Source organism: Colwellia sp. (assembly GCF_013214175.1).
In the GTDB taxonomy this organism is placed as follows: Bacteria; Pseudomonadota; Gammaproteobacteria; order Enterobacterales; family Alteromonadaceae; genus Colwellia.
In genome coordinates this window covers 1-22003 of record NZ_JABSPA010000005.1, presented here as the reverse complement: position 1 = coordinate 22003, position 22003 = coordinate 1, and the positions used below count along the sequence as shown (strand labels likewise).

Sequence of the window (22003 nt, the reverse complement as noted above, 5' to 3'; positions counted from 1 at the left end):
ATAAGTCTAAGCATCTCTACTAAGGCCTTTCTCGACTGAGCGGATTAAGCGCAATGTTAATCTATGATTTTTCCCTTGCTCAGCAGCTACCTTTTCGGTCAGAACTTTTTTATTTTTTTGCTGAGTTAATGCCCAGCTAATATGTTCTGCAACCAGTTCACTTACCTCAGGCTGTTTTTCAATTAATGCACTAACAATATTGTCACTATAAGGGGCATTGCCTAATGCCACAGCAATATTACGTAGCCAACTTTCAAAGCCAATGCGCCTAATCGGTGAGCCTTGCAACGTGTTAAGAAAGTATTCTTCTGACCAAGCGAATAACTCAAGTAAACTGATATCATCGAGATTGTTTCGTGCTTGAAAATCATCCTCAAGACTGAGCTTAGCGTATTTGTTCCATGGGCAAATTAATTGGCAATCATCACAACCATAAATTCGATTACCCATTAACGGGCGTAATTCTTCAGGAATTGCTTCGGGTGATTCAATGGTGAAATAAGAAATGCAGCGTCTAGCATCAACTGTATAGGGTGCTACTATCGCCTTAGTTGGGCAAATTTTAATACAGGCGACGCAGCTGCCGCAATCATTAGTCTTGTTTTGTGTTTCAATGGATTTAGTCGCATTGACACTATATTCATTACTGCTTACCGGTAGCGGAATATCAACAAATAACTCACCTAGAAAAAACCAAGAACCGGCTTCTTTATTGATCAACAAGGTATGTTTACCCGCCCAGCCTAAGCCGGCTTTTTCGGCTAGTGGCCTCTCCATTACTGGCGCTGAATCAACAAAGGGGCGGCAATTAAAATCGCTGCAGTGCTCGGAGATTTTCTTACCTAATTGCTGTAAGCGTTTGCGCATTAATTTATGATAATCACGACCAAGGGCATAACGGCTTATATAAGCTTTGTCTTTATCTTTCAGTATGCTGGCAAATTGAGCATTTTGTGGTAGGTAATCTAAACGTACACAAATGACTCTAATAGTACCGGGTACTAATTCCGCTGGTCGCGCTCGCATTAAACCATGGCGTGCCATGTAATCCATGCTGCCGTGGTAGTTATTAGCTAACCAAGCTTCGAGTACACTTTCATGAGCCGTTAGGTCAATATCACTGATGCCTAAATCAGAAAAACCGAGTTCTTTACCCCAAGCCTTGATTTTTTCGGCCAATTCTTGATAGTTAATAAGAGACATTGTCATACAATTAAAGTTAGCTTTAGCTCGTTTGTTAAACCATTGATTGAAGAGAATGGTTATTCCCTTCTCAAATTGGTATCACCATGAAATTATCGCTAAGTTTATCACAAAATCCGCCCGTGACGTCAGTGTATGGTGTTAACCAGCTCTTGAAAAATGAAGCTAAGATTGCGCAAAGTCAACACATAGCAATTTATGGTCTTATGCAAAGTACCGGTAGCGCCGTTTTACCCAGCTATTGAAAAATTGGCCTAATACCAGACACATATTAGTACTGTGTGGAAAAGGCAATAATTGTGGCGATGGTTTTATTGTTGCCAAATTAGCCCCGAAAGAAAAGATAAGTGTTTTACTTACCTGTGCTGTTAGTCAGCTAAAGGCTGACGCGCTACTGGCTCAGCAAAGTATGATTTCTACCAGTGTTTCGCTTGTTGCCAAGAGCTTGAGTGATGCTAATAATGCTCAGGGCTTGGCATCAGGTGGTATGGGTGACGTATTAAGTGGCATTATTAGTGCTTTAGTGATGCAAAGTGATGATATTTTTACGCAACATGCTTGGCAGCCTATATTCATGGCGCGTCAGCTGATATTATAGCCAATAATAATGGTCAACGAGGTTTGTTAGCCAGTGACTTATTTGTACCCTTGCAGCAATTGCTCAAAGGTAAAAAACCAAATCCGTCATAATAGTAGTCGCAGCAATAGCCGCAATAAATATAGAAAAGCAAAATGAAACAATTAGAATATTTTTTAGCTGATGAAGCCGCCACCATTGCCATTGGATCAGGGCTGGCAAAAGTACTTAAAAGTGCCACAGTTCAGCAACTCTTGGTGGTTTATCTTAATGGTGACTTAGGTGCAGGAAAAACCACGCTTACTCGCGGCTTTGTTCGAGGTATGGGGCATCAGGGCAATGTAAAAAGCCCAACTTATACCTTAGTTGAACCCTATGAGTTAGATAATTGGCGAGTATTTCATTTTGATTTGTATCGTCTTGCTGATGCCGAAGAATTAGAATATATGGGCATCAGGGATTATTTTAATAATGACTGTTGCTGCTTTATTGAATGGCCAGAAAAAGGTACTGGCCTCTTGGCTAAAGCAGATTTAATCATTAATATGGCTTATCAAGATGAACAAAGAGTCATCAAGCTGCAAGCTGAATCTACACATGGCGAACAAGTAATGACAGCACTTGCACAAATTATAAAGTTATAAAAAATTGGGGGAGTTGGATGTATCACAGGGTTCTTCTAGCGCTAACAAAGTTACGCGTATTTAGTGTGTTATGTGTTTTTAGCTTATCGATGTTATTTTCGGTAAGTGGCTTTGCTGCTAATAGCATTGATGGCATTCGTGTCTGGCCGGCGCCAGAAAATACTCGCATAGTTTTTGATGTTAAGAAAAAACCTGATTACAAGTACTTTACCTTAAGTAATCCAAACCGCTTGGTTATCGATTTTACCCATACTAAAAATACTGTGCCGCTAAAAAACCTTGCTGCTAATGACCCTCGAGTAAAGCTTTTTCGCTCCAGTATCAATAAAGGCAAAACTCGCTTGGTATTAGAGCTGAGCCAATCTTATCAACTCACTGTTTTTCCTTTAGCGCCAGCAGGTCAATATGGTCACCGTTTAGTTATTGATTTATATGATAAAAAAACAAGAATAAAAAGCACTACTAAAGAAAGAAAAAATATAGGCGATATTGTCATTGGTGTTGTTGCGGGTCATGGTGGTGAAGATCCTGGTTCAATTGGCGGTAAAGGGACCTATGAAAAACATGTAACTTTAGCGATAGCTAAAAAATTGCAGAAGCTAATTAATAAAGAAAAAGGCATGAAGGCGGTAATGATTCGTACCGGTGATTATTATGTTAATTTAAATCGTCGTACCAGTTTAGCTCGAGAAAAAAATGTTGATTTCTTAGTCTCCATTCATGCGGATGCATTCCATACCCCTGGACCTAGTGGCGCCTCTGTCTGGGTTGTGACTAAACGTAGGGCCGAATCAGAGATGGCTAAGTGGTTAGCAAATAGAGAAAAGAAATCAGAGTTGCTTGGTGGCGGCGGCGGGGTAATCAAGAATACTTCAGATAGCCACTTAGCGCTGGCTTTAGCGGATATGAGTAAAGAGCATTCCCTTGGCGTAAGTTTTGGTGTTGCTAATAAAGTGATCAAAGAAATGAAAAAAATCACTAAAATGCATAAAAAGACGCCACAAAATGGTAATTTTGCTGTGTTAAAGTCCTCAGATATCCCCTCTATTCTGGTCGAAACAGGTTTTATTTCTAATCATAGAGAAGAGAAAAATTTAACTTGGCCTAAACATCAGCAGCGGTTAGCTAATGCAATTCATACGGGCATTAAAGCGCACTTTCTTGCTTATCCTCTAACAGGCTCATATTTTGCTTCTGTTGGCTACAAAAAGCATAAGGTACGTAGTGGTGAATCATTATCGGTATTGGCTAAACGTTACAATATATCTATGAGTAAACTTAAATCCATCAATAACTTAAAGTCTAATTCTTTACGAATTGGTCAAACGTTAAAAATTCCCCGTACTGGATAAGCCCCTATGACTATTGCGATATTGCCGGCACGTTTGGCTAACCAAATTGCTGCTGGCGAAGTGGTAGAGCGCCCTGCGTCTGTTATTAAAGAACTGATCGAAAACAGTTTAGATGCTGGTGCCACATCAATTCATATTGATGTTGATAAAGGCGGCATCAAAAAGATAAAAATCACTGATAATGGTCATGGCATAGTTAAAGACGAATTAACCCTGGCGTTAAGTCGTCATGCAACCAGTAAGATCAAAGATTTAAATGACCTAGAAGCGATTGATAGTTTGGGGTTTCGTGGTGAAGCATTAGCCAGTATTAGCTCAGTTTCCCGGTTAACCTTAACCTCGAAACCGAACACTCAAGCTACTGCATGGCAAGCCATCGCAGAAGGGCGAGATATGTTGGTGCAGATAAAGCCTGCGGCTCACCCCGACGGTACTAGTATTGAAGTACTCGACCTGTTTTTTAATACGCCCGCTAGGCGTAAGTTCTTGCGTACAGAAAAAACAGAATTTAATCATATTGATGAAGTAGTACGTCGCATTGCACTGGCCCACTTTCAAGTCAGCTTTATGTTAACGCATAACGGTAAAACTGTTCGTCAATACCGTATGGCGAGTACGCATGCACAACAGACGAAACGTGTAGCTAGTGTCTGTGGACCAAAGTTTATTGAACATGCTGTTGAAGTCGATTGTCCCCACGACAATATGAAGCTATCTGGCTGGTTAGCAAAACCAAGTTTCTCACGCAGTCAAAATGATCTTTGCTATAGCTATGTTAACGGTCGGATGATGCGTGATAAGTTAATTAATCATGCCATACGCCAAGCGTATGCAGATTTATTGCCGCCTGATACTTATCCAGCCTTTGTCTTATTTTTGCAACTTGATCACAAAGAAGTGGATGTGAATGTTCATCCAGCAAAACATGAAGTACGCTTTCATCAAAGCCGCTATGTACATGATTTTATCTATTCTGTTTGTCATAAAGCGTTGACGTCAGCGTTAGCAGGTGAGGAGTTATTTACTACCCCTGATAGTGATATTACCTTAGCACCCGAGCAGTCCTATGCTTCTGTAGATGAAATCGGTACCAATGAAGCTCAAGTTAGCCAGTCGCCGAGCGTGAATGACCCATCAGTGAACTACCCGCGGGCAGATTATGTCACACCGTTACAGCCAGTAAATGAGGCTAGTCATCGTCAATCGGCTTATGGTTATAGTGGTAATGACAGGCAAGCAACGAGTAATAGAGTTTCTCCAGCGGCAGTGACTAACTATCAAACATTAATGACGCCTTATAGTGACGTTGTAAGTGAAGTGCCGCTTTCAATAGCATCTGATAAAGAGTTTGCACTCGAACATGAGTTAGCCAATCAGCAAGGCTCATCAAATCAGAGCATCTTGCTAAGCTTACAGCAACCTGGGTATGCACTTTATGAAGTCGATAAAAAAGTAAGAGTTCTATCGCTGTTTAAATTAGCAACAAATACTTACAGTAAACTTGTTGAGCAAAGCTGGCAGAAAAACAGTGAGCAAGCAGGTAGCACTATTGTCGGCTTAGTCAGTCAACCTTTATTATTACCCGTGATGGTAAGTCTTTCTGACCAGCAATTAAAGCTGGCCATAGCGGAACAAGAACAACTGACCAAAGCGGGTGTTATATTTGTTGATCAGGGCAGAAATAAAATACAAATAAGGCAATTCCCGGCGTTATTGCGTGAGCAAGATGTAAGTCGTGCCTTTATCGTCATTATTGATGAGCTTATTCAACAGCATAATACTAATGACAGTGAGCAACTTAGTGAAGATAGCTTTTATCATAGTATTGGCTTTGCTATGGTTTTAACGCAATACGATGCAATACAGGCAGAAATTTTATTAAAACTGTCAAGAAAACTGTTTAATGGACAACTTAGTGAACAATTGCTCTTGAATTCTATTGCCCTTGACCTTACATCTCATATTAAGCAGTTGCTTTAATTCCTTTAGTTAATTTAGATAGAGTTCAGTATTCGTGTCAGTTGAAAGTATCACAGAGTCAAATCAGCCACCTGTTATTTGTTTAATGGGGCCAACAGCATCGGGGAAAACCGCCTTGGCCATGGCACTGCAAGAAGCGTTGCCTTGCGATATAGTCAGCGTCGACTCCGCGCTCATTTATCGAGATATGAATATAGGTACAGCTAAGCCAAGCAAAGCAGAATTGGCTCAGTATCCTCATCGACTTATTGATTTACGTGATGCTAGCGAGAGCTACTCAGCAGCCGATTTTTGTCGAGATGCCTTAGCTGAAATTGCTGAGATCAGAAGTAATAACCGTATTCCATTATTGGTCGGCGGTACTATGATGTATTTCAAAAGCTTAATTGAAGGGATTTCGCCGTTACCGACGGCAAATGCCGAAATACGCCAAGAGATTGAGCGTGAAGCTTTGGCAAAAGGCTGGCAAGCAATGCATGATCAGCTAGCGGAAATAGACCCCGTTTCAGCCTTACGAATTCATCCAAATGATCCACAACGCTTAACCAGAGCCCTTGAAGTGTATAGGCTAACAAGTAACACTTTGACACAATTGACTCAAATAAAAGGTGCTAAGCTCGGCGGCGATGTTCTACAATTAGCGATAACGCCTCAAGAGCGAAGTACGCTACATGAGCGAATTGCCTTACGTTATCAACAAATGATTGCCATGGGCTTTGAACAAGAAGTGATTAAGTTAAAATCACGAGGTGATTTACATCAAGATTTACCTGCTATTCGCTGCGTAGGCTACAGGCAGATGTGGCAATACCTTGATGGTGAATTTGATCATGATGAAATGATTTTTCGTGGTGTTTGTGCAACTAGGCAATTGGCTAAAAGGCAATTAACTTGGTTACGCAATTGGCCTGATTTACACTGGTTAACAACGGATGATAACACTAACTTAGCACAAGTTTTATCACTGCTTAATAGCAAGAAAAATGCATAAGCAAATATAAAGCATTAGTTGAAAATTGATGTATAATTAATTCGTTAGCTATTTAATACAACGTTTTGTTGTGTTGTTTTCATAGTAAATTTTTCAGAAACTTTGTTACTGTTCTTCAAGTTTTACCAGTAACGTTTTAATAATAATAAAAGGGACCATATAATGGCAAAAGGGCAGTCTTTACAAGACCCATTCTTAAATGCTTTACGTCGTGATCGCATTCCAGTTGCAATATATTTAGTTAACGGTATTAAGTTACAAGGACAAGTAGAATCGTTCGATCAGTTTGTTATTCTCCTTAAAAACACTGTTAGCCAGATGGTATATAAGCACGCTATATCTACCGTTGTACCTTCACGCGCTGTTAATACAGCACCAGTACCTAGCTCGGATGATCAATCTTCTGATGCTTAAAGCTTTTTATCTTTTTTTGAGTACGTTCAATCATGGCACTAGGATTTAACGCTATTGTTTGAACGTTATCAAGCGGGTGAGCAAGCCGTACTTGTTCATTTAGACTTTCCAGATGAAAGCTGTAGAGAAGACCTAAACGAATTTAAAATGTTAGTGTCTTCAGCAGGTGTACAAGCTTTAACCGTGGTAACAGGTAAGCGAAATACTCCACACGCTCGTTTTTTTGTTGGTTCAGGTAAAGCTGAAGAAATACGAGACGCAGTTCATTTAGTTGGCGCTAATGTTATTCTGTTTAACCATAGTTTAACACCTTCTCAAGAAAAAAATATTGAGGCATTATGTGAATGCCGAGTTGTTGATCGTACTACTTTAATTCTTGATATTTTTGCCCAAAGAGCTCGAACTCATGAAGGTAAGTTACAAGTCGAATTAGCACAACTACGGCATATGAGTAGTCGCTTGATTCGTGGGTGGACGCATTTAGAGCGACAAAAAGGTGGTATCGGTCTTCGAGGGCCAGGTGAAACACAGCTAGAAACAGATAGACGGTTATTACGTGAACGCATGGTTAACATTCGTAAGCGTTTAGGGAAAGTTGAAGTACAACGGCAGCAAGGGCGTAGAGCTAGAACTAGAGCGGAGTTACCGACTTTATCACTCGTGGGCTATACCAATGCTGGTAAATCAACGTTATTTAATACCCTAACTCAGTCTGAAGTTTATGCGGCGGACCAACTTTTTGCGACTTTAGATCCAACGTTAAGAAAAATGGAGTTACCAGGTGTTGGTCGGGTTATATTAGCTGATACAGTAGGCTTTATTCGTCATTTGCCTCATGATTTAGTAGCGGCATTTAAAGCAACGTTGACCGAAACTCGTGAAGCCGAGTTGTTATTGCATGTGGTTGATATTTCAGATGACAGGCGTAGCGAGAATATCGAACAAGTAGAATATGTACTTAAAGAGATAGCAGCTCACGAGGTGCCTCAGTTGGTTATCTGTAACAAAATTGATAACTTAGATGATATTGAACCGCGTATAGACAGAGACGATCAAGGTATTCCAATTCGTGTTTGGCTTTCGGCACAAGCGAATATTGGTGTTGAGCTGTTATTTACAGCACTTGCGGAACGATTGGACATAAAAGTTGTGAATCACCAATTGAATATCCCGCCAAGTGCAGGAAAATTACGTGGTGAGTTGTACAAGTTAAATTGCATTACCAGTGAGGTTTTTGATGAGCAAGGTTATTGTCACCTTGAAGTGAATATGCCATCGCGGGAATGGGACAGATTAATTGCGACTAAGTACAGTGAATTAGTCGATTATATCGAACATTAAGTTAAATAATTTTAATTATAGCGGCGATAATTTTATTTTTTGCCGATTTTAGTGGAGAACAATATGGCTTGGAACGAACCGGGGAATAATGATAAAGACCCCTGGAAAAATAAAGGTGGCAAGAATCAAGGTCCACCTGATTTAGATGAACTTCTTAATGATCTTGGTAAAAAAGTTACCGGGATATTTGGTGGTAAAACCACCAAAGGTGGCTCTGGCTCAGGCAAAAGCTTTTCTAGCATTGGTTTAAGTATTGCTTTGATCGTTGCTTCAATTGTTTATGCCTTTAGTGGTTTTTACACCATTAAGGAAGCTGAACAAGGTATTGTCCTACGTTTTGGTGAATACTCAGGTACAGTTGAACCTGGTATTAACTGGAAGTGGACCTTTATTGACCGCATCATTCCGGTAGATATACAAAGTACCCGTGATATGCCTTCATCTGGCTTTATGCTAACTAAAGATGAAAACGTAGTACGTGTAGAGATGCAAATCCAGTATCGTGTTGTTGATCCCCGTAACTATGTTTTCAGTGTAACTAATGCTGATGATAGCTTGAATCAATCACTTGATAGTGCGCTTCGTTATGTAGTTGGTCATGCCGATATGGATGACATCCTAACCAGTGGTCGTGAAAGTATTCGCCAATCGGTATGGCAAGAGTTAGAAAAAATAATTGAACCTTATAATTTAGGTTTAATTGTTGTTGACGTTAACTTTAAAGATGCTCGTCCACCAAATGAAGTGAAAGATGCTTTTGATGATGCGATTTCGGCACAAGAAGATGAAGTTCGTTTCTTACGTGAAGCCGAAGCATATGCTAGAGGCATAGAGCCTAGAGCGCGTGGCCGTGCTAAGCGTATGGAACAGGAAGCAATTGCCTATAAAGCTCAAATAGTGCTAGATGCAGAAGGTGAGGTAGCTCGTTTCGAAAAAATCTTACCCGAATATCAGGCTGCTCCGAAAGTAACACGTGAACGTTTATATATTGCCACCATGGAAAAAGTATATGGCAATACTAGTAAGGTTATGATTGATGTTGAAGGGAGTAATAATATGATGTACTTACCTTTAGATAAAATTATTCAACAGCAAAATACCAGTAAACGCAGTAATAAAACTTCTTATGCTCCATTAACTGAACCTAATATAAACACATCACCTTCGTCATCGTCAGACCGCTCTGATAGATTCAGCAACGGGAGAAACTAAACAATGAAAAATTTTATCATTGCGATAATATCGCTACTTTTCATTCTTGCGGTATCGTCAGTTTTTGTGATTTACGAAGGCCAACGTGGCATCGTATTCCAATTCTCAAAGATTAAACGTGATAGTGCTACTGATGAAATGATGGTGTATAGCCCGGGCTTACATTTCAAAATTCCATTTATTGAGACAGTACGTAAACTAGATGCGCGTATTCAAACATTAGATGAACCAGCAGATCGTTTCGTAACATCAGAGAAAAAAGATTTAATGGTCGACTCATTTGTTAAATGGCGCATCGTTGATTTTTCTACTTATTACCTGCGTACTGGCGGCTCTGTGGATAATGCTCGTGCATTACTTAAGCAGAAAGTTAATAACGGCTTACGTACCGAGTTTGGTAATCGCACCATTAAAGAAATTGTTTCCGGTGATCGCTCTGCGATCATGAGTAAAGCTTTAGAAAGTGCGTCAAGTAGCCGCGAAGATTTAGGCATTGAAGTTGTTGATGTACGTATTAAAGCGATTAACTTACCGACTGAGATAAGTAATTCTATTTATGAGCGTATGCGTGCTGAACGTACTGCTGTTGCTAAAGAGCATAGATCACAAGGTCAAGAGCAAGCGGAAATTATCCGTGCAACTATTGATGCTAAAGTAACTATAATGTTAGCTGAAGCACAAAAGAACTCTTTTACCGTACGTGGTGAAGGTGATGCCATTGCAGCGAAAGTCTATGCCGATGCTTATACCAAAGATGCTGAGTTTTATAGCTTCTACCGTAGTCTTGAAGCATATGAAAAGAGTTTTAGCAGTAAAAATGATATCATGGTGGTCCAGCCTGATAGCGAATTCTTCCGTTATTTAAAAGGCGGCAGTGCAGTTAAAAATTAGTTAGCACTCAAGTGTTATAAAAAGCCAGCATATCTGCTGGCTTTTTTGTACCTAGTAAAAAATATCTTGATGCAGAATCAGCTGTACTTAACCTGAGCTCTGTTTAAGATATATTTAACTTATTGAAACTATGAGCTAAATAACTTAGTGCTACCTCTAGCTTGATAGTTTTTCTTAATTCCAGGCTAATTTACGCGTCAATAGCTGGCCTATTGCAAGTGAATTTAACGCAGAAGTAAGTAAAAATAGCGGCTAGAGAAACATTTGTTAAGCCGAGTTCAGGTTACTTAATGCAAATGAACACTATGAAACAAATAACCTGTTTAACTTCTGTTATATTCAAGGAGATTAACTCTGAGTTATAGATAAATAGCAGTAGTAAGCGCTACTGTAGAGTACCCATTCAATAAAGGTAAAAAAATGACAATAAGAAAATATCTTATCGCGGCAATCGTATCGTTACCAATGACAACAACGTTAATGGCGGCAGAAGCTCCTTTAGTTTCAATTAAGACTCAAGATGACTTTTTTAATAATATAAGTAAACTCTGTGGTAAATCCTATGAGGGTAAAGTTTCTGTTGATAATTCAGATGGTGGTAGTTTTGCTAATAAAAAACTAGTTATGCATGTGCGCAAGTGTACTGATAGTCAATTACAAGTCCCTTTCCATGTTGGTGACGATGCTTCACGTACTTGGATAATTACTAAAACTGGCTCAGGTTTGTCGCTAAAGCATGATCATAGACAAAAAGATGGCAGCAACGACAATTCAACTATGTATGGTGGCCATACCAATGACGCTGGTTGGGCAGAAGTACAATCTTTCCCTGCAGATCAATACTCTAAAGAACTTTTTGTATCTAATGGTATACCACAATCTGTTGGCAATACCTGGCAAATGTATATATATCCAGAAAAATTTACTTACCGTTTGATCCGTCAAGGTAGAGAATTTAGAGTAGATTTTGACTTAACTAAGCCAATTAGTACGCCAATTACGCCATGGGGCTATGAATAATTATTGAGCTAACTTGTTAACTTAATAGGTTATTTTAAAAGCAGCCTAAAAAGCTGCTTTTTTCTCTTGGACTACAAATAGATCTTTGGTAAAATCCCCGCCTAATTTACTTACGAAATAGTAAAACATGGGCAAAAATGTAGTTGTTCTCGGTACCCAATGGGGTGACGAAGGTAAAGGTAAGATCGTAGACTTACTAACTGATAAAGCTAAATATGTAGTTCGTTATCAAGGCGGTCACAATGCTGGCCATACTTTAGTGATTAACGGTGAAAAGACCGTGTTACATCTTATTCCATCGGGCGTATTACGTGATAACGTAAAATGTCTAATTGGTAATGGTGTAGTTTTATGTCCTAAAGCTTTAATGACAGAAATTACCATGTTAGAAGCCAAGGGCGTTCCAGTACGTGAACGTTTATTGATTAGTGACGCATGTCCACTAATCCTTCCTTACCATAACGCTTTAGATGCTGCGCGTGAAATTGCACGCGGTAGTAAAGCCATTGGTACTACAGGTCGTGGTATTGGTCCAGCATATGAAGATAAAGTTGCACGACGCGGTTTACGTGTTGGTGATTTATTCTGTGCAGAGACATTTGCGGTTAAACTAAAAGAGATTGTTGAATATCATAACTTCTCATTGGTTAACTACTATAAAGTTGAGCCAGTGAACTATGAAGAAGTACTAGCTGATGCGTTAGCTGTTGCAGATACCATTAAAAAGATGACGGCTGATATTTCAGAAATATTAGATCAAGCGCGCAAAGCGGGTGAGTCAATCATGTTTGAAGGTGCTCAAGGTACTTTACTTGATATCGATCATGGTACTTACCCTTACGTAACCTCTTCAAATACTACTGCCGGTGGTGTTGCTACAGGTTGTGGTGTTGGACCTCGTCATTTAGATTACATCTTAGGTATTACCAAAGCTTACACTACGCGTGTTGGTTCAGGTCCTTTCCCTACAGAGCTGCATGATGATATCGGTGAACATTTAGGTACCGTTGGCCATGAATTTGGCGCAACTACAGGCCGTGAACGTCGTTGTGGTTGGTTTGATGCCGTTGCTATGCATCGTGCAATTCAAGTAAATAGTATCACAGGTTTTTGTTTAACTAAGCTTGACGTACTTGATGGTTTAAAAACATTAAAAATCTGTATTGGTTATAAAACTGAAGCAGGTGATATTATCACTGTGCCACCTACGGCAGCTGAAGGTTATGAAAAGGTTACGCCTGTATACGAAGAGATGCCAGGCTGGAGTGAAATCACAGTAGGCGCAACATCAGTTGATGCCTTACCTGAAAATGCTATTGCTTACATCAAGCGTATTGAAGAAATTACCGGTATACCAGTAGATATCATCTCTACCGGTCCAGATCGTGTTGAAACGATTATTAAAGTGAATCCTTTCGTTTAGGAAAGCTTTAGCCGCCCTTAGTGAATAAAGGGCAGGGTATGACTAAATAATAAAGTCCAGCCAAGTGCTGGGCTTTTTTTTGACTTTTTTTCTGAGGATTTTTTTGATTAAATTACCAATGATGTGTAAGTGATCGGATGTCTTGATTAATTCATTTCGGTTATCATAGTACGCTATATATGGCATGCAGATAGATAATGTCTTTTAGATAGCTTTAAGTATGTTCTAGCATAGCTAAGCTAGATTATTGCTTGAATAGTTAATTCGATATAGTCGATATTTATCAAATTGATATGTTTTTATCGTATGCTAGGGTCTTATTCGTTATAGCTTACATAAATGTCATATAGCAAAACAGACTTGTATTGAGCTATTTAATTGCAATACCATATAAGTAAGTAAAAGCTAGTATTAATAATCACGATAATAATAAGAAAAAACAAACATAGCTATACTTGCACTAACAACAAAAACTAACACTATTAATAACGCATTAGGAACTATCATGACAGATCTACGTCAGCAAGCTTTAGATTACCACTCCCTACCTACGCCAGGTAAAATTAGTGTTGCATTGACAACATCAGCGGAAACAAGTTATGACTTGTCACTCGCTTATAGCCCCGGTGTAGCTGAGCCTTGTCGTGAGATCGCTAAAAACCCAGATGATGTTTATAAATACACAGCTAAAGGCAATACTGTTGCGGTTATTACTAATGGCACGGCGGTCTTAGGTTTAGGTAATTTAGGTCCTATGGCGTCAAAGCCAGTTATGGAAGGTAAGTCGTTACTATTCAAACGCTTCGCCAATATCGACTCTTTTGATATCGAAGTAAAACATAAAACGATTGAAGAATTCGTCAATACTGTTGCCAGTATTGCGGATAGTTTTGGTGGTATTAACCTTGAAGATATTAAAGCGCCGGAATGTTTCGCCATAGAAAAAGCGCTAATTGAACGTTGTGCGATTCCGGTGTTTCATGATGACCAACACGGAACAGCGATAGTAACAGCTGCAGGCATGATGAATGCGCTAGATATCCAGGGTAAAGATATTAAACAAGCTAACATCGTCTGTTTAGGTGCTGGTGCTGCAGCAATAGCGTGTATGGAATTATTGATTAAGTGTGGTGCCCAGCGTGAAAAAATTTACATGCTAGATACTAAAGGTGTAATACACACTCGTCGTACTGATCTAAATGAATATAAAACACTATTTGCTAACAATACTGATAAACGTACCCTTGATGATGCTATCGAAGGGGCTGACGTTTTTGTCGGTGTTTCAGGTCCAAATCTTCTATCTCAAGAGCAAGTACAATCCATGGCGAAAAATCCTATAATTTTTGCTTGTTCTAACCCAGATCCAGAAATTAAACCTGAGCTTGCCCTTGCTGTGCGTGATGACTTAATTATTGCTACTGGCCGTTCGGATTATCCAAACCAAGTAAATAACGTTCTGTGCTTTCCATTTATTTTCCGTGGAGCATTAGACGTTCGCGCTCGTACTATCAATGATGCTATGAAAATAGCTGCAGTGCATGCCATTAGAGCACTAGCCAAAGAGCCAGTACCAGCGGAAGTACTTAAAGCGAGTGGTGTGAAAGTCCTGACCTTTGGTAAAGATTACATCATTCCTAAACCTATGGATTCTCGTTTGTGTGCCGCTGTTGCTAAGGCTGTTGCCCAAGCTGCAGTCGATTCTGGTGTTGCCGCGCTAGAAATGCCTGAGAACTACATGGCTTAGTAGTTATTGGCTAATGAATGTGAGGGCAATGTCACTTTACCTTAGTTAGTCCTTGATTGTTTTGACAACAATACAAATAAAGGTCATGGTATAAAAATTACCTTGGCCTTTTTTATTGGATAATTATTATGAAAAAAACTTTAATCGTAGCGGTTACACTGACCTTATTAGTAGCTGGTTGTTCACAAGCACATGATGTATCAAACAATGAAAATAAAGTGACTGAGCTAAGGGAGAGCGATATGGATAAATCAGCAAAAAAAAGTTGGCAACAAGTTACCGTGAAGTACTTGAACTTTGAAGGTGGTTTCTACGGCCTAGTGTCGAGTACAGGTGAAAAGCTTTTACCAATGAACCTAGCCAAGGAATACCAATTGGAAGGTACAAAATTGAAAGTGAAAGGTCAGCTGATTAAAGATATGATGACCATTCAACAATGGGGAGAACCCTTTAAAATTACCGATGTTGAGTTAATTAAGTTAGGTAAGAAGCAGGAGAAAAACACTGGCGCTAAGTATTAATGCTGCTTGCATGCCAAGGGCTGTTTAAGTAGTGTTAACTGGCTTTTATCTTCAATAAACTGCACTTGATACAAGTTTTGATAATCATTCTCACTTAAATCCGCTACTTTTTGCTCACTCAATAACTGAGTAAGTTGCGGAGTAGTATTACTATGGCCAACAATTAGGGCATTCTTTCTGTCTTGTTTCAGATGCAGAGCAAATTGATTAAGCTGTTTAGGATTATATTGCTTGATTGCAATGTGTTGCTGTTTAGCAAGTGGCGCAGCAGTAGACATGGTTCTTTGGTAACTCGTACTATAAATAGACTTTATATTTACAGTGCTAAGTAAAGTGGCTAATTGTCTTGCTCTAGCCTTACCACATCGAGTTAATGGTGGGTTTTTACTGTCAGCCTGCTTTTCAGCATGCCTTACCAGGTAAAGAGTAAAGTTATCGCTCGCTAGACAAGGTTGTAATAATAAAAAACCGGCAGTCATTAAAGTTAACTTTTTCATCATATAGCTTTATCGTATTATTTTCTTTAAATAAAAGTGTACGGTTTAGAGTGGTAAGTATTTACTATCACTCTAAACCATTAAAGCCTAAAACAATCTATTTAAACCATTTAAGGCTGCAACACGGAATGCTTCTGCCATAGTAGGATAGTTGAAGGTTGTTTCAACAAAGTACTCTATGGTGTTGCCACCATTCTTTTGCTGCATAATAGCCTGTCCAATATGAATAATCTCAGCAGCATTTTCACCAAAACAATGAATGCCTAAGATTTCTTTAGTCTCACGATGGAAAAGGATTTTTAAGGAGCCAACCAGATTATTAGAAATTTGGGCTCTAGCAAGGTGCTTAAATTGAGCACGACCAACTTCATAAGGTATTTTGGCTGCGGTGAGCTCCTGCTCAGTTTTACCGACAGAGCTTATTTCAGGAATAGTGTATATGCCTGTGGGTATATCAACAATTAACTTAGCTTTACTCGTACTATCAACCATAGCTAAAGCGGCAATTCGACCTTGATCAAAAGCAGCACTAGCCAAACTTGGGTAGCCAATAACATCACCAACAGCAAAGATATTATCTACGTCAGTTTGATAACAATCATTTACTTTCAACTGACCGCGACTATCTGCTTTTAAGCCAGCAGCGGTTAGGTTTAAATCTGCAGTATTACCGGTACGGCCATTAGCAAACAGTAAACAATCGGCGCGCATTTTTTTACCCGATTTCAAGTGTACAATTACTGCATCATCACTCGCTTCAACGCGTTCAATCTCTTCACCATGTCGAATAACTACACCGCTATTCCATAAGTGATAACTGAGCGAATCAGACATTTCTGCATCCAAGAACGACAGTAACCTTTCACGGGTATTGATTAAATCTACTTTTACCCCTAATCCTCTAAATATTGAGGCGTACTCACAACCAATAACACCAGCACCATAAATAATGACATGCCTTGGAGCATGTTTCAGGCTCAATATACTATCGGAGTCATAAACGCGGGAGTGATTAAAGTCAATATTAGCTGGTTGGTAAGGTCGAGACCCGGTAGCAATAACTATTTGCTTAGCGGTTATTTTTTCTTCTGAACCATCATTGTGTACAACACGTATAGTATGTGCATCTACGAAAGATGCCTCACCGCAAATATGTTCTACCCTATTACGGTGATAAAAGCCGCTTCGTAAGTTCACTTGCTTACTAATTACCGATGAAGCATGGCTTAATATATCTTGAAAGGTTAATTGTTTTTTATGGTCGCTTTGTTTGAATAGTGGGTTGGAATTAAATTCAATTAAGCGTCTTACGGATTGGCGTAATGCTTTTGATGGAATAGTACCCCAGTGAGTACAACCACCACCCACTTGATGATGGCGTTCAATAATGGCCACCTTTTTTTGGCGCTTAGCAAGGTTCATTGCTGCCCCTTCACCGCCAGGGCCAGTACCAATGATAATTACATCATAATCAAAACTTTTTACTTCAGTTTTACTTGTTTTTGATTTAGTCAAAAGAAGTCCTCAAACCTTGCTCATTCATTTTATTTGAAGCAAAAATTTTAACAGGATTTGAGGTAAATGGTAATACAGTTTTTAGACCATTTTATTGATGTTAACCGAGTTTTTCCGTTAAAGTCTGCCAACTACGACGCTGCTCAGTTAATCTTAGCTTTAATTCTTGGTAATGAGCCATCAAATCTGATTTTTCAACCTCAACGCGTAGGTGTTCTCGTCTTGCTTGTAATACTTTTTTACGAACAAGGTAATACTCGTTAATCTTATTTACCAGTAATTCATACTCTTGTTGAAGGTATATAAGAGTTTGCTCAGTATTGGGGTGAGTAATTAACTTAGCTTTAGTATGTTTCAGTGTCATGGCAATACGCATTTTTTCTATTTTGTCTTCAGGGCTAACACGTAAATGATGAGTTAGACCTAACCAATGACAGCTTTTAATTAACCATTTTGTTGGGTCAAATTGCCACCATCGAATACCATTCCGGTAATCATTTTCAAAAATATGATGATAATTATGATAGCCCTCACCAAAAGTCAGATAAGCTAATAAACCATTATCTCGAGCGGTATTCTTATCACTATAGGTCTGTTTTCCCCAAATGTGAGCCAATGAATTGATGAAGAAAGTTGTATGGTGACTCATTACCAGGCGAAAGAATCCTACCAGTAATAAACTATTAATTAAATTGCCATGCCATAAACCAAAAGCAACCGGAATACCTATATTCATTAACAGCATTAGTAGTAAATAATGTTTGTGTTGCCACATAACGATGGCATCTTTCTGTAAATCTCGGACATTTTTGTAATCATGATATCGATTTGCTTGATACTCCCTACACATCCAACCTATATGAGAATACCAAAAGCCCATTTTAGCTGAATAGGGATCGACATCATTTTTATCAACATGCTTGTGATGTATTCTATGGTCTGAGGACCAATGTAAAATACTATTTTGTAGGGCAAAGGCGCCACCTAGTGCAAATATGAAACGTAAACTCCAATGTGCTTGATAGGTTTTATGCGACCAGAGTCGATGGTAGCCTGCAGTAATTGACATGCCACAATAAATAAAACAAAGCACAGCAAAGATTATTTCTGTGTTATCAAAACCATAAGTTAATGCACGATAAGGTACAGCTATAGCGGCTACTAAAAAGGTAACTAAAAAAAGTGTAACATTAGGCCAAATGACAGCGGGTTTTTTCATTTTTTTCTCTAAAATAGTATCAAACAAGTTTAAGCGTACACGTGTACGCTGTTATAGCTATTTTAGCTAGATCATCCGACCAGTCAAGTGTGTTTATTAATTATATTTATACTTATTGGGCAAAACTGACATTTATTCGCTATTACAGTATGATAGCTAAAGAAAATAATTCGGTATTTTTACAAGAGCAATGAGCATGAGTGGTGTAAGAGCACAGCAGAAAGAAAAGACCCGTCGCCAACTAATTAATGCGGCTTTAAAACAACTCAGTGCCGAGCGTAGTTTCTCTAGCTTAAGTTTACGCGAGGTAGCAAAAGAAGCCGGATTAGCGCCAACTTCTTTTTATCGTCATTTTTCTGATATGGATGAATTAGGTTTAACTCTGGTAGATGAAGCGGGTTTAACGCTTAGACAGTTAATGCGTCAAGCACGACAACGTATAGCTAAAGGTGGCTCTGTCATTCAAATATCAGTGCAAACATTTATGGAGTTAATTGAAAGTAATGGCAATATTTTCAGACTCTTACTACGTGAGCGTTCTGGAACTTCTGCAGCTTTTCGTGCCGCAGTTATTCGAGAGATACGCTATTTTACTATGGAGTTGTGCGATTATTTACAAAAAGCTAACCAATTAGACGCAGATGTCGCTTATATGCAAGCCAATGCAGCGGTAACCATTGTTTTTAGTGCTGGCTCAGATGCTCTTGATATTGAAGACAAAGCAGAGCGCGATCAACTTGCCCAGCAAACTATTCAGCAACTACGCTTCATTGCTCGCGGCGCACTTGAGCTCAGTGATCGTCGTAAAAAATTGAGACGAAATCGTTAGTTCTACTTCCTTGTTAGTATTACACCTGTTTCAACATGGTGGGTGTAAGGAAATTGATCAAACAAAGCGAATTTATCAATATTATGGGTTTTTACCAGTAGAGTTAGGTTGTCTTTTAATGTTTCAGGGTTGCAAGATATGTAGATAATTTTGTTAAAACGACTTACCAATTCAACGCTATCTTTATCCAATCCTGCACGTGGTGGATCAACTAACACAGTATCGTAGTTATATGCTGTTAAATCGAAACCTTCTAAGCGTCTGAATTTTCGCTCGCCATTCATTGCCTGGCTAAACTCTTCACTCGACATACGAACAATATCGATATTATCAATATTGTTTTTACTAATGTTTATTTGGGCAGAACGAACCGATGTTTTAGATATCTCTGTACCTAGTACTCGCTCAAAGTTTTCAGCAAGTGCAATACTAAAGTTACCATTACCACAGTACAGCTCAATTAAATCTCCACTAGAATTTATCGTCGCTTGCTGAGCCCATAACAGCATTTGCTCATTTACGCCGGCATTGGGCTGGGTAAAGCTATTTTCTACTTGCTGATATACAAAGGTCTTTTCCCCAACCTGTAATGATTCCATCACATAATCTTTATCAACAATAATTTTTTGCTTTTTTGCTCTACCAATAATATCAACAGGAGCAATAGTAGATAATTGAGCTTTTAACTTTTCGGCTTCAATTTGCCAATTATCTTCCAAAGGCTTGTGGTAAAGCATGCTTATTAATAGCTCGCCACTTAATGTCGATAAAAAATCTACTTGGAATAGCTTGAAGCGTAATTCTTTATGGCCTTTAATAGCAGTTAACAAAGCTTTCATCGCTTTATTAATTAATTCGCTGGCAACAGGGAAGTCGTCTACTCTAAATTTTTCCTTAGTTTTACTATCAAACATAATGTAATAAAGATCATCACCATCATGCCAAACCCTAAATTCAGCTCTTTGACGGTAATTTAAGGGGGCAGATGGATATAAATCGGCAGGTGGTAACGCAAAGTCACTAAATAACTCAGCCATATCTTGTTGTTTTTTAGATAATTGCGCATCGTAATTATCGGGATGAATGTGACTAAACATAAAAGTGCCTTGTATAAAGAAATAGAGATAGGAATAACAGCGCGGATTTTACTATCGACTTAGCTTTTGTCTAGCCTTTAATTCATATAATTAATAATCAAAGTAGAACTAAAAAGTTAAAGTTTTAGCTTATATTGCCAATGATTTAGTCTGTAGTAAAAGTAAATCATGGTTAATTGAACTCACTCTTCGGATATTAAGGTACCAGCAACTACTAAAAATCATAGTAGTTCTCCAGTCTCTATTAAAGTAAGTGCAAGTGTTTACTTGGATGAAGTTATTAACAAAAAATAGCGAGTAAAGCAGAGTTGAGTATTACAATGGATGACTGTAAGGCTTTAATTGCTGCTTAATATGAAGGTAAGCTGCTTGGGTATAGCAAAAAGGAAACTCGTTAGCACAGTTAATGTTAATGCGGTAATTAAAAGCCATTTAAAAAGGCCACTAACCTTCGTTAGTAGCCTTTTATATTTTACTCAATCAGAGATTAATCATCTAGATTATTTTCATCTGTTCGTTCAGGGCGTTCTTTTGCTTCTCTTACTTTAAGTGTACGCTGTTGAAACTCTGTATCATTCAAAGCTGAGATAGCAGTATCTAAATCATCAGCAGCCATTTCAACAAAACCGAAACCGCGACGTTTTCCGGTATGCTTATCTTTCATTAAGCGTACAGAAAGTACCGCGCCATGATTGGAAAAAAGTTCTCTTACTGCGGTTTCATTTGCTCTATAAGGTAAATTACCAACATAGAGTGTTCTAACATCTTCATCTGCAACATTAGTGTTACTGTCTGTAGATGAACGAGAGCTAGTTGAGGACTTACCAATAACTAGAGGTGCAAGAAACGCACTAATAAATACTAGACCAGCTACAAGAGTAGAGCTAACTGGCATGGTAATATAAGCGACAATGTAAGCGATGATGGCAAAAACAACAGCAATGATGACTGTTTGTAAAGTTGGAGACTTCATATAAAGATACCTAATTATTATTTTAATAAACTAATTTAACTGCTTGAATATATGCAAATAGCAATTCTATGTTACGCAGCTTTTTATAATGTGCAACTATCAAGTGCAAAATTTATGCAATTAATCTGCTAATAAAGTACAAACACCAAGAATTGCTACTAGAATAGATGTTTAAATATACGTGTTGTGGTTTAAGTAAACGAACGATTCAAAAAATAAGGTTTTATGTTAAAAAGCTATTGACCTAAATTTAAAACTCTCTACAATGCGCTCCAGTTCCAAGGGGTTCACGCAAATTGAGTCATCAAAGAACTGTTTTGATAAGTTATCTACTTGCTTTTAAGGTGAATCAGTTAACTTAACGTTGAGTTTTAAAGTGTTTTAAAATACTTTACTTTTAATTAAGAAAAAACGTTGACTTCAAAACTCGGAAGCGTACTATACGCATCCTGCTTCGGGGCTACAGCAACGAAGCCAAGTAAATAACGAATGAGATTATTTGCTCCTTACCTTCTTCAAGGTGAGATTCTTTAACAATTAGTTATCATGCAATTTGT

General features: G+C 38.6%; 21 protein-coding genes. 15 read left to right on the top strand and 6 right to left on the bottom strand.

Annotation, left to right across the window (positions count from 1 at the left end):
• Positions 1 to 6 precede the first annotated feature (6 nt).
• A complete protein-coding gene (queG, locus tag HRT55_RS12985; RefSeq protein WP_291621896.1) occupies positions 7 to 1209 on the bottom strand; it encodes a tRNA epoxyqueuosine(34) reductase QueG in 1203 nt (400 codons plus the stop codon).
• Positions 1210 to 1289: 80 nt separating this feature from the next.
• On the opposite strand from queG, the gene HRT55_RS12980 reads away from it, so the two are divergent.
• The 14 genes from HRT55_RS12980 (at position 1290) to HRT55_RS12915 (ending at position 15316) form a co-directional block, all read left to right on the top strand.
• Positions 1290 to 1448: a hypothetical protein gene (locus tag HRT55_RS12980; RefSeq protein WP_291621895.1), complete on the top strand. Its 159-nt coding sequence runs from the start codon at positions 1290 to 1292 to the stop codon at positions 1446 to 1448.
• Positions 1445 to 1801: an NAD(P)H-hydrate epimerase gene (locus HRT55_RS12975; protein WP_291621894.1), complete on the top strand. Its 357-nt coding sequence runs from the start codon at positions 1445 to 1447 to the stop codon at positions 1799 to 1801. The genes HRT55_RS12980 and HRT55_RS12975 overlap by 4 nt, the downstream gene beginning before the upstream one ends.
• Before the next feature lie 134 nt (positions 1802 to 1935).
• A complete protein-coding gene (gene tsaE / locus HRT55_RS12970) occupies positions 1936 to 2424 on the top strand; it encodes a tRNA (adenosine(37)-N6)-threonylcarbamoyltransferase complex ATPase subunit type 1 TsaE (protein ID WP_291621893.1) in 489 nt (162 codons plus the stop codon).
• Between the two features lie 17 nt (positions 2425 to 2441).
• Positions 2442 to 3776 (top strand): N-acetylmuramoyl-L-alanine amidase, encoded by a 1335-nt coding sequence (locus HRT55_RS12965; protein WP_291621891.1) that lies wholly within the window; start codon positions 2442 to 2444, stop codon positions 3774 to 3776.
• A gap of 6 nt (positions 3777 to 3782) precedes the next feature.
• Positions 3783 to 5756 carry a DNA mismatch repair endonuclease MutL gene (gene mutL, locus HRT55_RS12960; RefSeq protein WP_291621889.1) on the top strand — a complete coding sequence of 658 codons (1974 nt, stop codon included), beginning with the start codon at positions 3783 to 3785 and terminating at the stop codon, positions 5754 to 5756.
• Between the two features lie 49 nt (positions 5757 to 5805).
• Entirely contained in the window at positions 5806 to 6747 is a 942-nt protein-coding gene (miaA, locus tag HRT55_RS12955; protein WP_291622349.1) for a tRNA (adenosine(37)-N6)-dimethylallyltransferase MiaA, read from the top strand.
• A gap of 162 nt (positions 6748 to 6909) precedes the next feature.
• Positions 6910 to 7161 (top strand): RNA chaperone Hfq, encoded by a 252-nt coding sequence (gene hfq, locus HRT55_RS12950; RefSeq protein ID WP_291621887.1) that lies wholly within the window; start codon positions 6910 to 6912, stop codon positions 7159 to 7161.
• A gap of 54 nt (positions 7162 to 7215) precedes the next feature.
• Complete coding sequence (hflX, locus tag HRT55_RS12945) at positions 7216 to 8502, top strand: ribosome rescue GTPase HflX (protein WP_291621885.1); 1287 nt, start codon at positions 7216 to 7218, stop codon at positions 8500 to 8502.
• 63 nt (positions 8503 to 8565) lie between these two features.
• Positions 8566 to 9714: an FtsH protease activity modulator HflK gene (hflK, locus tag HRT55_RS12940; protein WP_291621883.1), complete on the top strand. Its 1149-nt coding sequence runs from the start codon at positions 8566 to 8568 to the stop codon at positions 9712 to 9714.
• 3 nt (positions 9715 to 9717) lie between these two features.
• Entirely contained in the window at positions 9718 to 10605 is an 888-nt protein-coding gene (gene hflC / locus HRT55_RS12935) for a protease modulator HflC (protein ID WP_291621880.1), read from the top strand.
• Positions 10606 to 11025: 420 nt separating this feature from the next.
• Positions 11026 to 11625 (top strand): hypothetical protein, encoded by a 600-nt coding sequence (locus HRT55_RS12930; RefSeq protein ID WP_291621878.1) that lies wholly within the window; start codon positions 11026 to 11028, stop codon positions 11623 to 11625.
• A 127-nt stretch (positions 11626 to 11752) separates the two neighbouring features.
• Complete coding sequence (locus tag HRT55_RS12925; protein WP_291621877.1) at positions 11753 to 13048, top strand: adenylosuccinate synthase; 1296 nt, start codon at positions 11753 to 11755, stop codon at positions 13046 to 13048.
• Positions 13049 to 13553: 505 nt separating this feature from the next.
• Positions 13554 to 14795, top strand: coding sequence for a malic enzyme-like NAD(P)-binding protein (locus tag HRT55_RS12920; RefSeq protein ID WP_291621875.1), 1242 nt, complete (start codon positions 13554 to 13556; stop codon positions 14793 to 14795).
• 128 nt (positions 14796 to 14923) lie between these two features.
• Positions 14924 to 15316, top strand: a complete 393-nt coding sequence (locus HRT55_RS12915) for a hypothetical protein (RefSeq protein WP_291621873.1) — start codon at positions 14924 to 14926, stop codon at positions 15314 to 15316.
• On the opposite strand, the gene HRT55_RS12910 is transcribed toward HRT55_RS12915, so the two are convergent.
• The 3 genes from HRT55_RS12910 to HRT55_RS12900 all read right to left on the bottom strand — a co-directional run bounded on the left by HRT55_RS12910 (position 15313) and on the right by HRT55_RS12900 (position 18547).
• Positions 15313 to 15816: a histidine phosphatase family protein gene (locus HRT55_RS12910; RefSeq protein ID WP_291621872.1), complete on the bottom strand. Its 504-nt coding sequence runs from the start codon at positions 15814 to 15816 to the stop codon at positions 15313 to 15315. The genes HRT55_RS12915 and HRT55_RS12910 overlap by 4 nt on opposite strands.
• 84 nt (positions 15817 to 15900) lie before the next feature.
• A complete protein-coding gene (sthA, locus tag HRT55_RS12905; RefSeq protein WP_291621870.1) occupies positions 15901 to 17328 on the bottom strand; it encodes a Si-specific NAD(P)(+) transhydrogenase in 1428 nt (475 codons plus the stop codon).
• A 100-nt stretch (positions 17329 to 17428) separates the two neighbouring features.
• Positions 17429 to 18547 (bottom strand): fatty acid desaturase, encoded by a 1119-nt coding sequence (locus HRT55_RS12900; RefSeq protein ID WP_291621868.1) that lies wholly within the window; start codon positions 18545 to 18547, stop codon positions 17429 to 17431.
• Positions 18548 to 18743: 196 nt separating this feature from the next.
• On the opposite strand from HRT55_RS12900, the gene fabR reads away from it, so the two are divergent.
• Entirely contained in the window at positions 18744 to 19376 is a 633-nt protein-coding gene (gene fabR, locus HRT55_RS12895) for an HTH-type transcriptional repressor FabR (RefSeq protein ID WP_291612443.1), read from the top strand.
• A gap of 2 nt (positions 19377 to 19378) precedes the next feature.
• On the opposite strand, the gene trmA is transcribed toward fabR, so the two are convergent.
• Positions 19379 to 20473 carry a tRNA (uridine(54)-C5)-methyltransferase TrmA gene (gene trmA / locus HRT55_RS12890; protein WP_291621866.1) on the bottom strand — a complete coding sequence of 365 codons (1095 nt, stop codon included), beginning with the start codon at positions 20471 to 20473 and terminating at the stop codon, positions 19379 to 19381.
• A 487-nt stretch (positions 20474 to 20960) separates the two neighbouring features.
• Positions 20961 to 21446, bottom strand: a complete 486-nt coding sequence (locus tag HRT55_RS12885) for an RNA-binding protein (protein ID WP_291621864.1) — start codon at positions 21444 to 21446, stop codon at positions 20961 to 20963.
• Positions 21447 to 22003 lie beyond the last annotated feature (557 nt).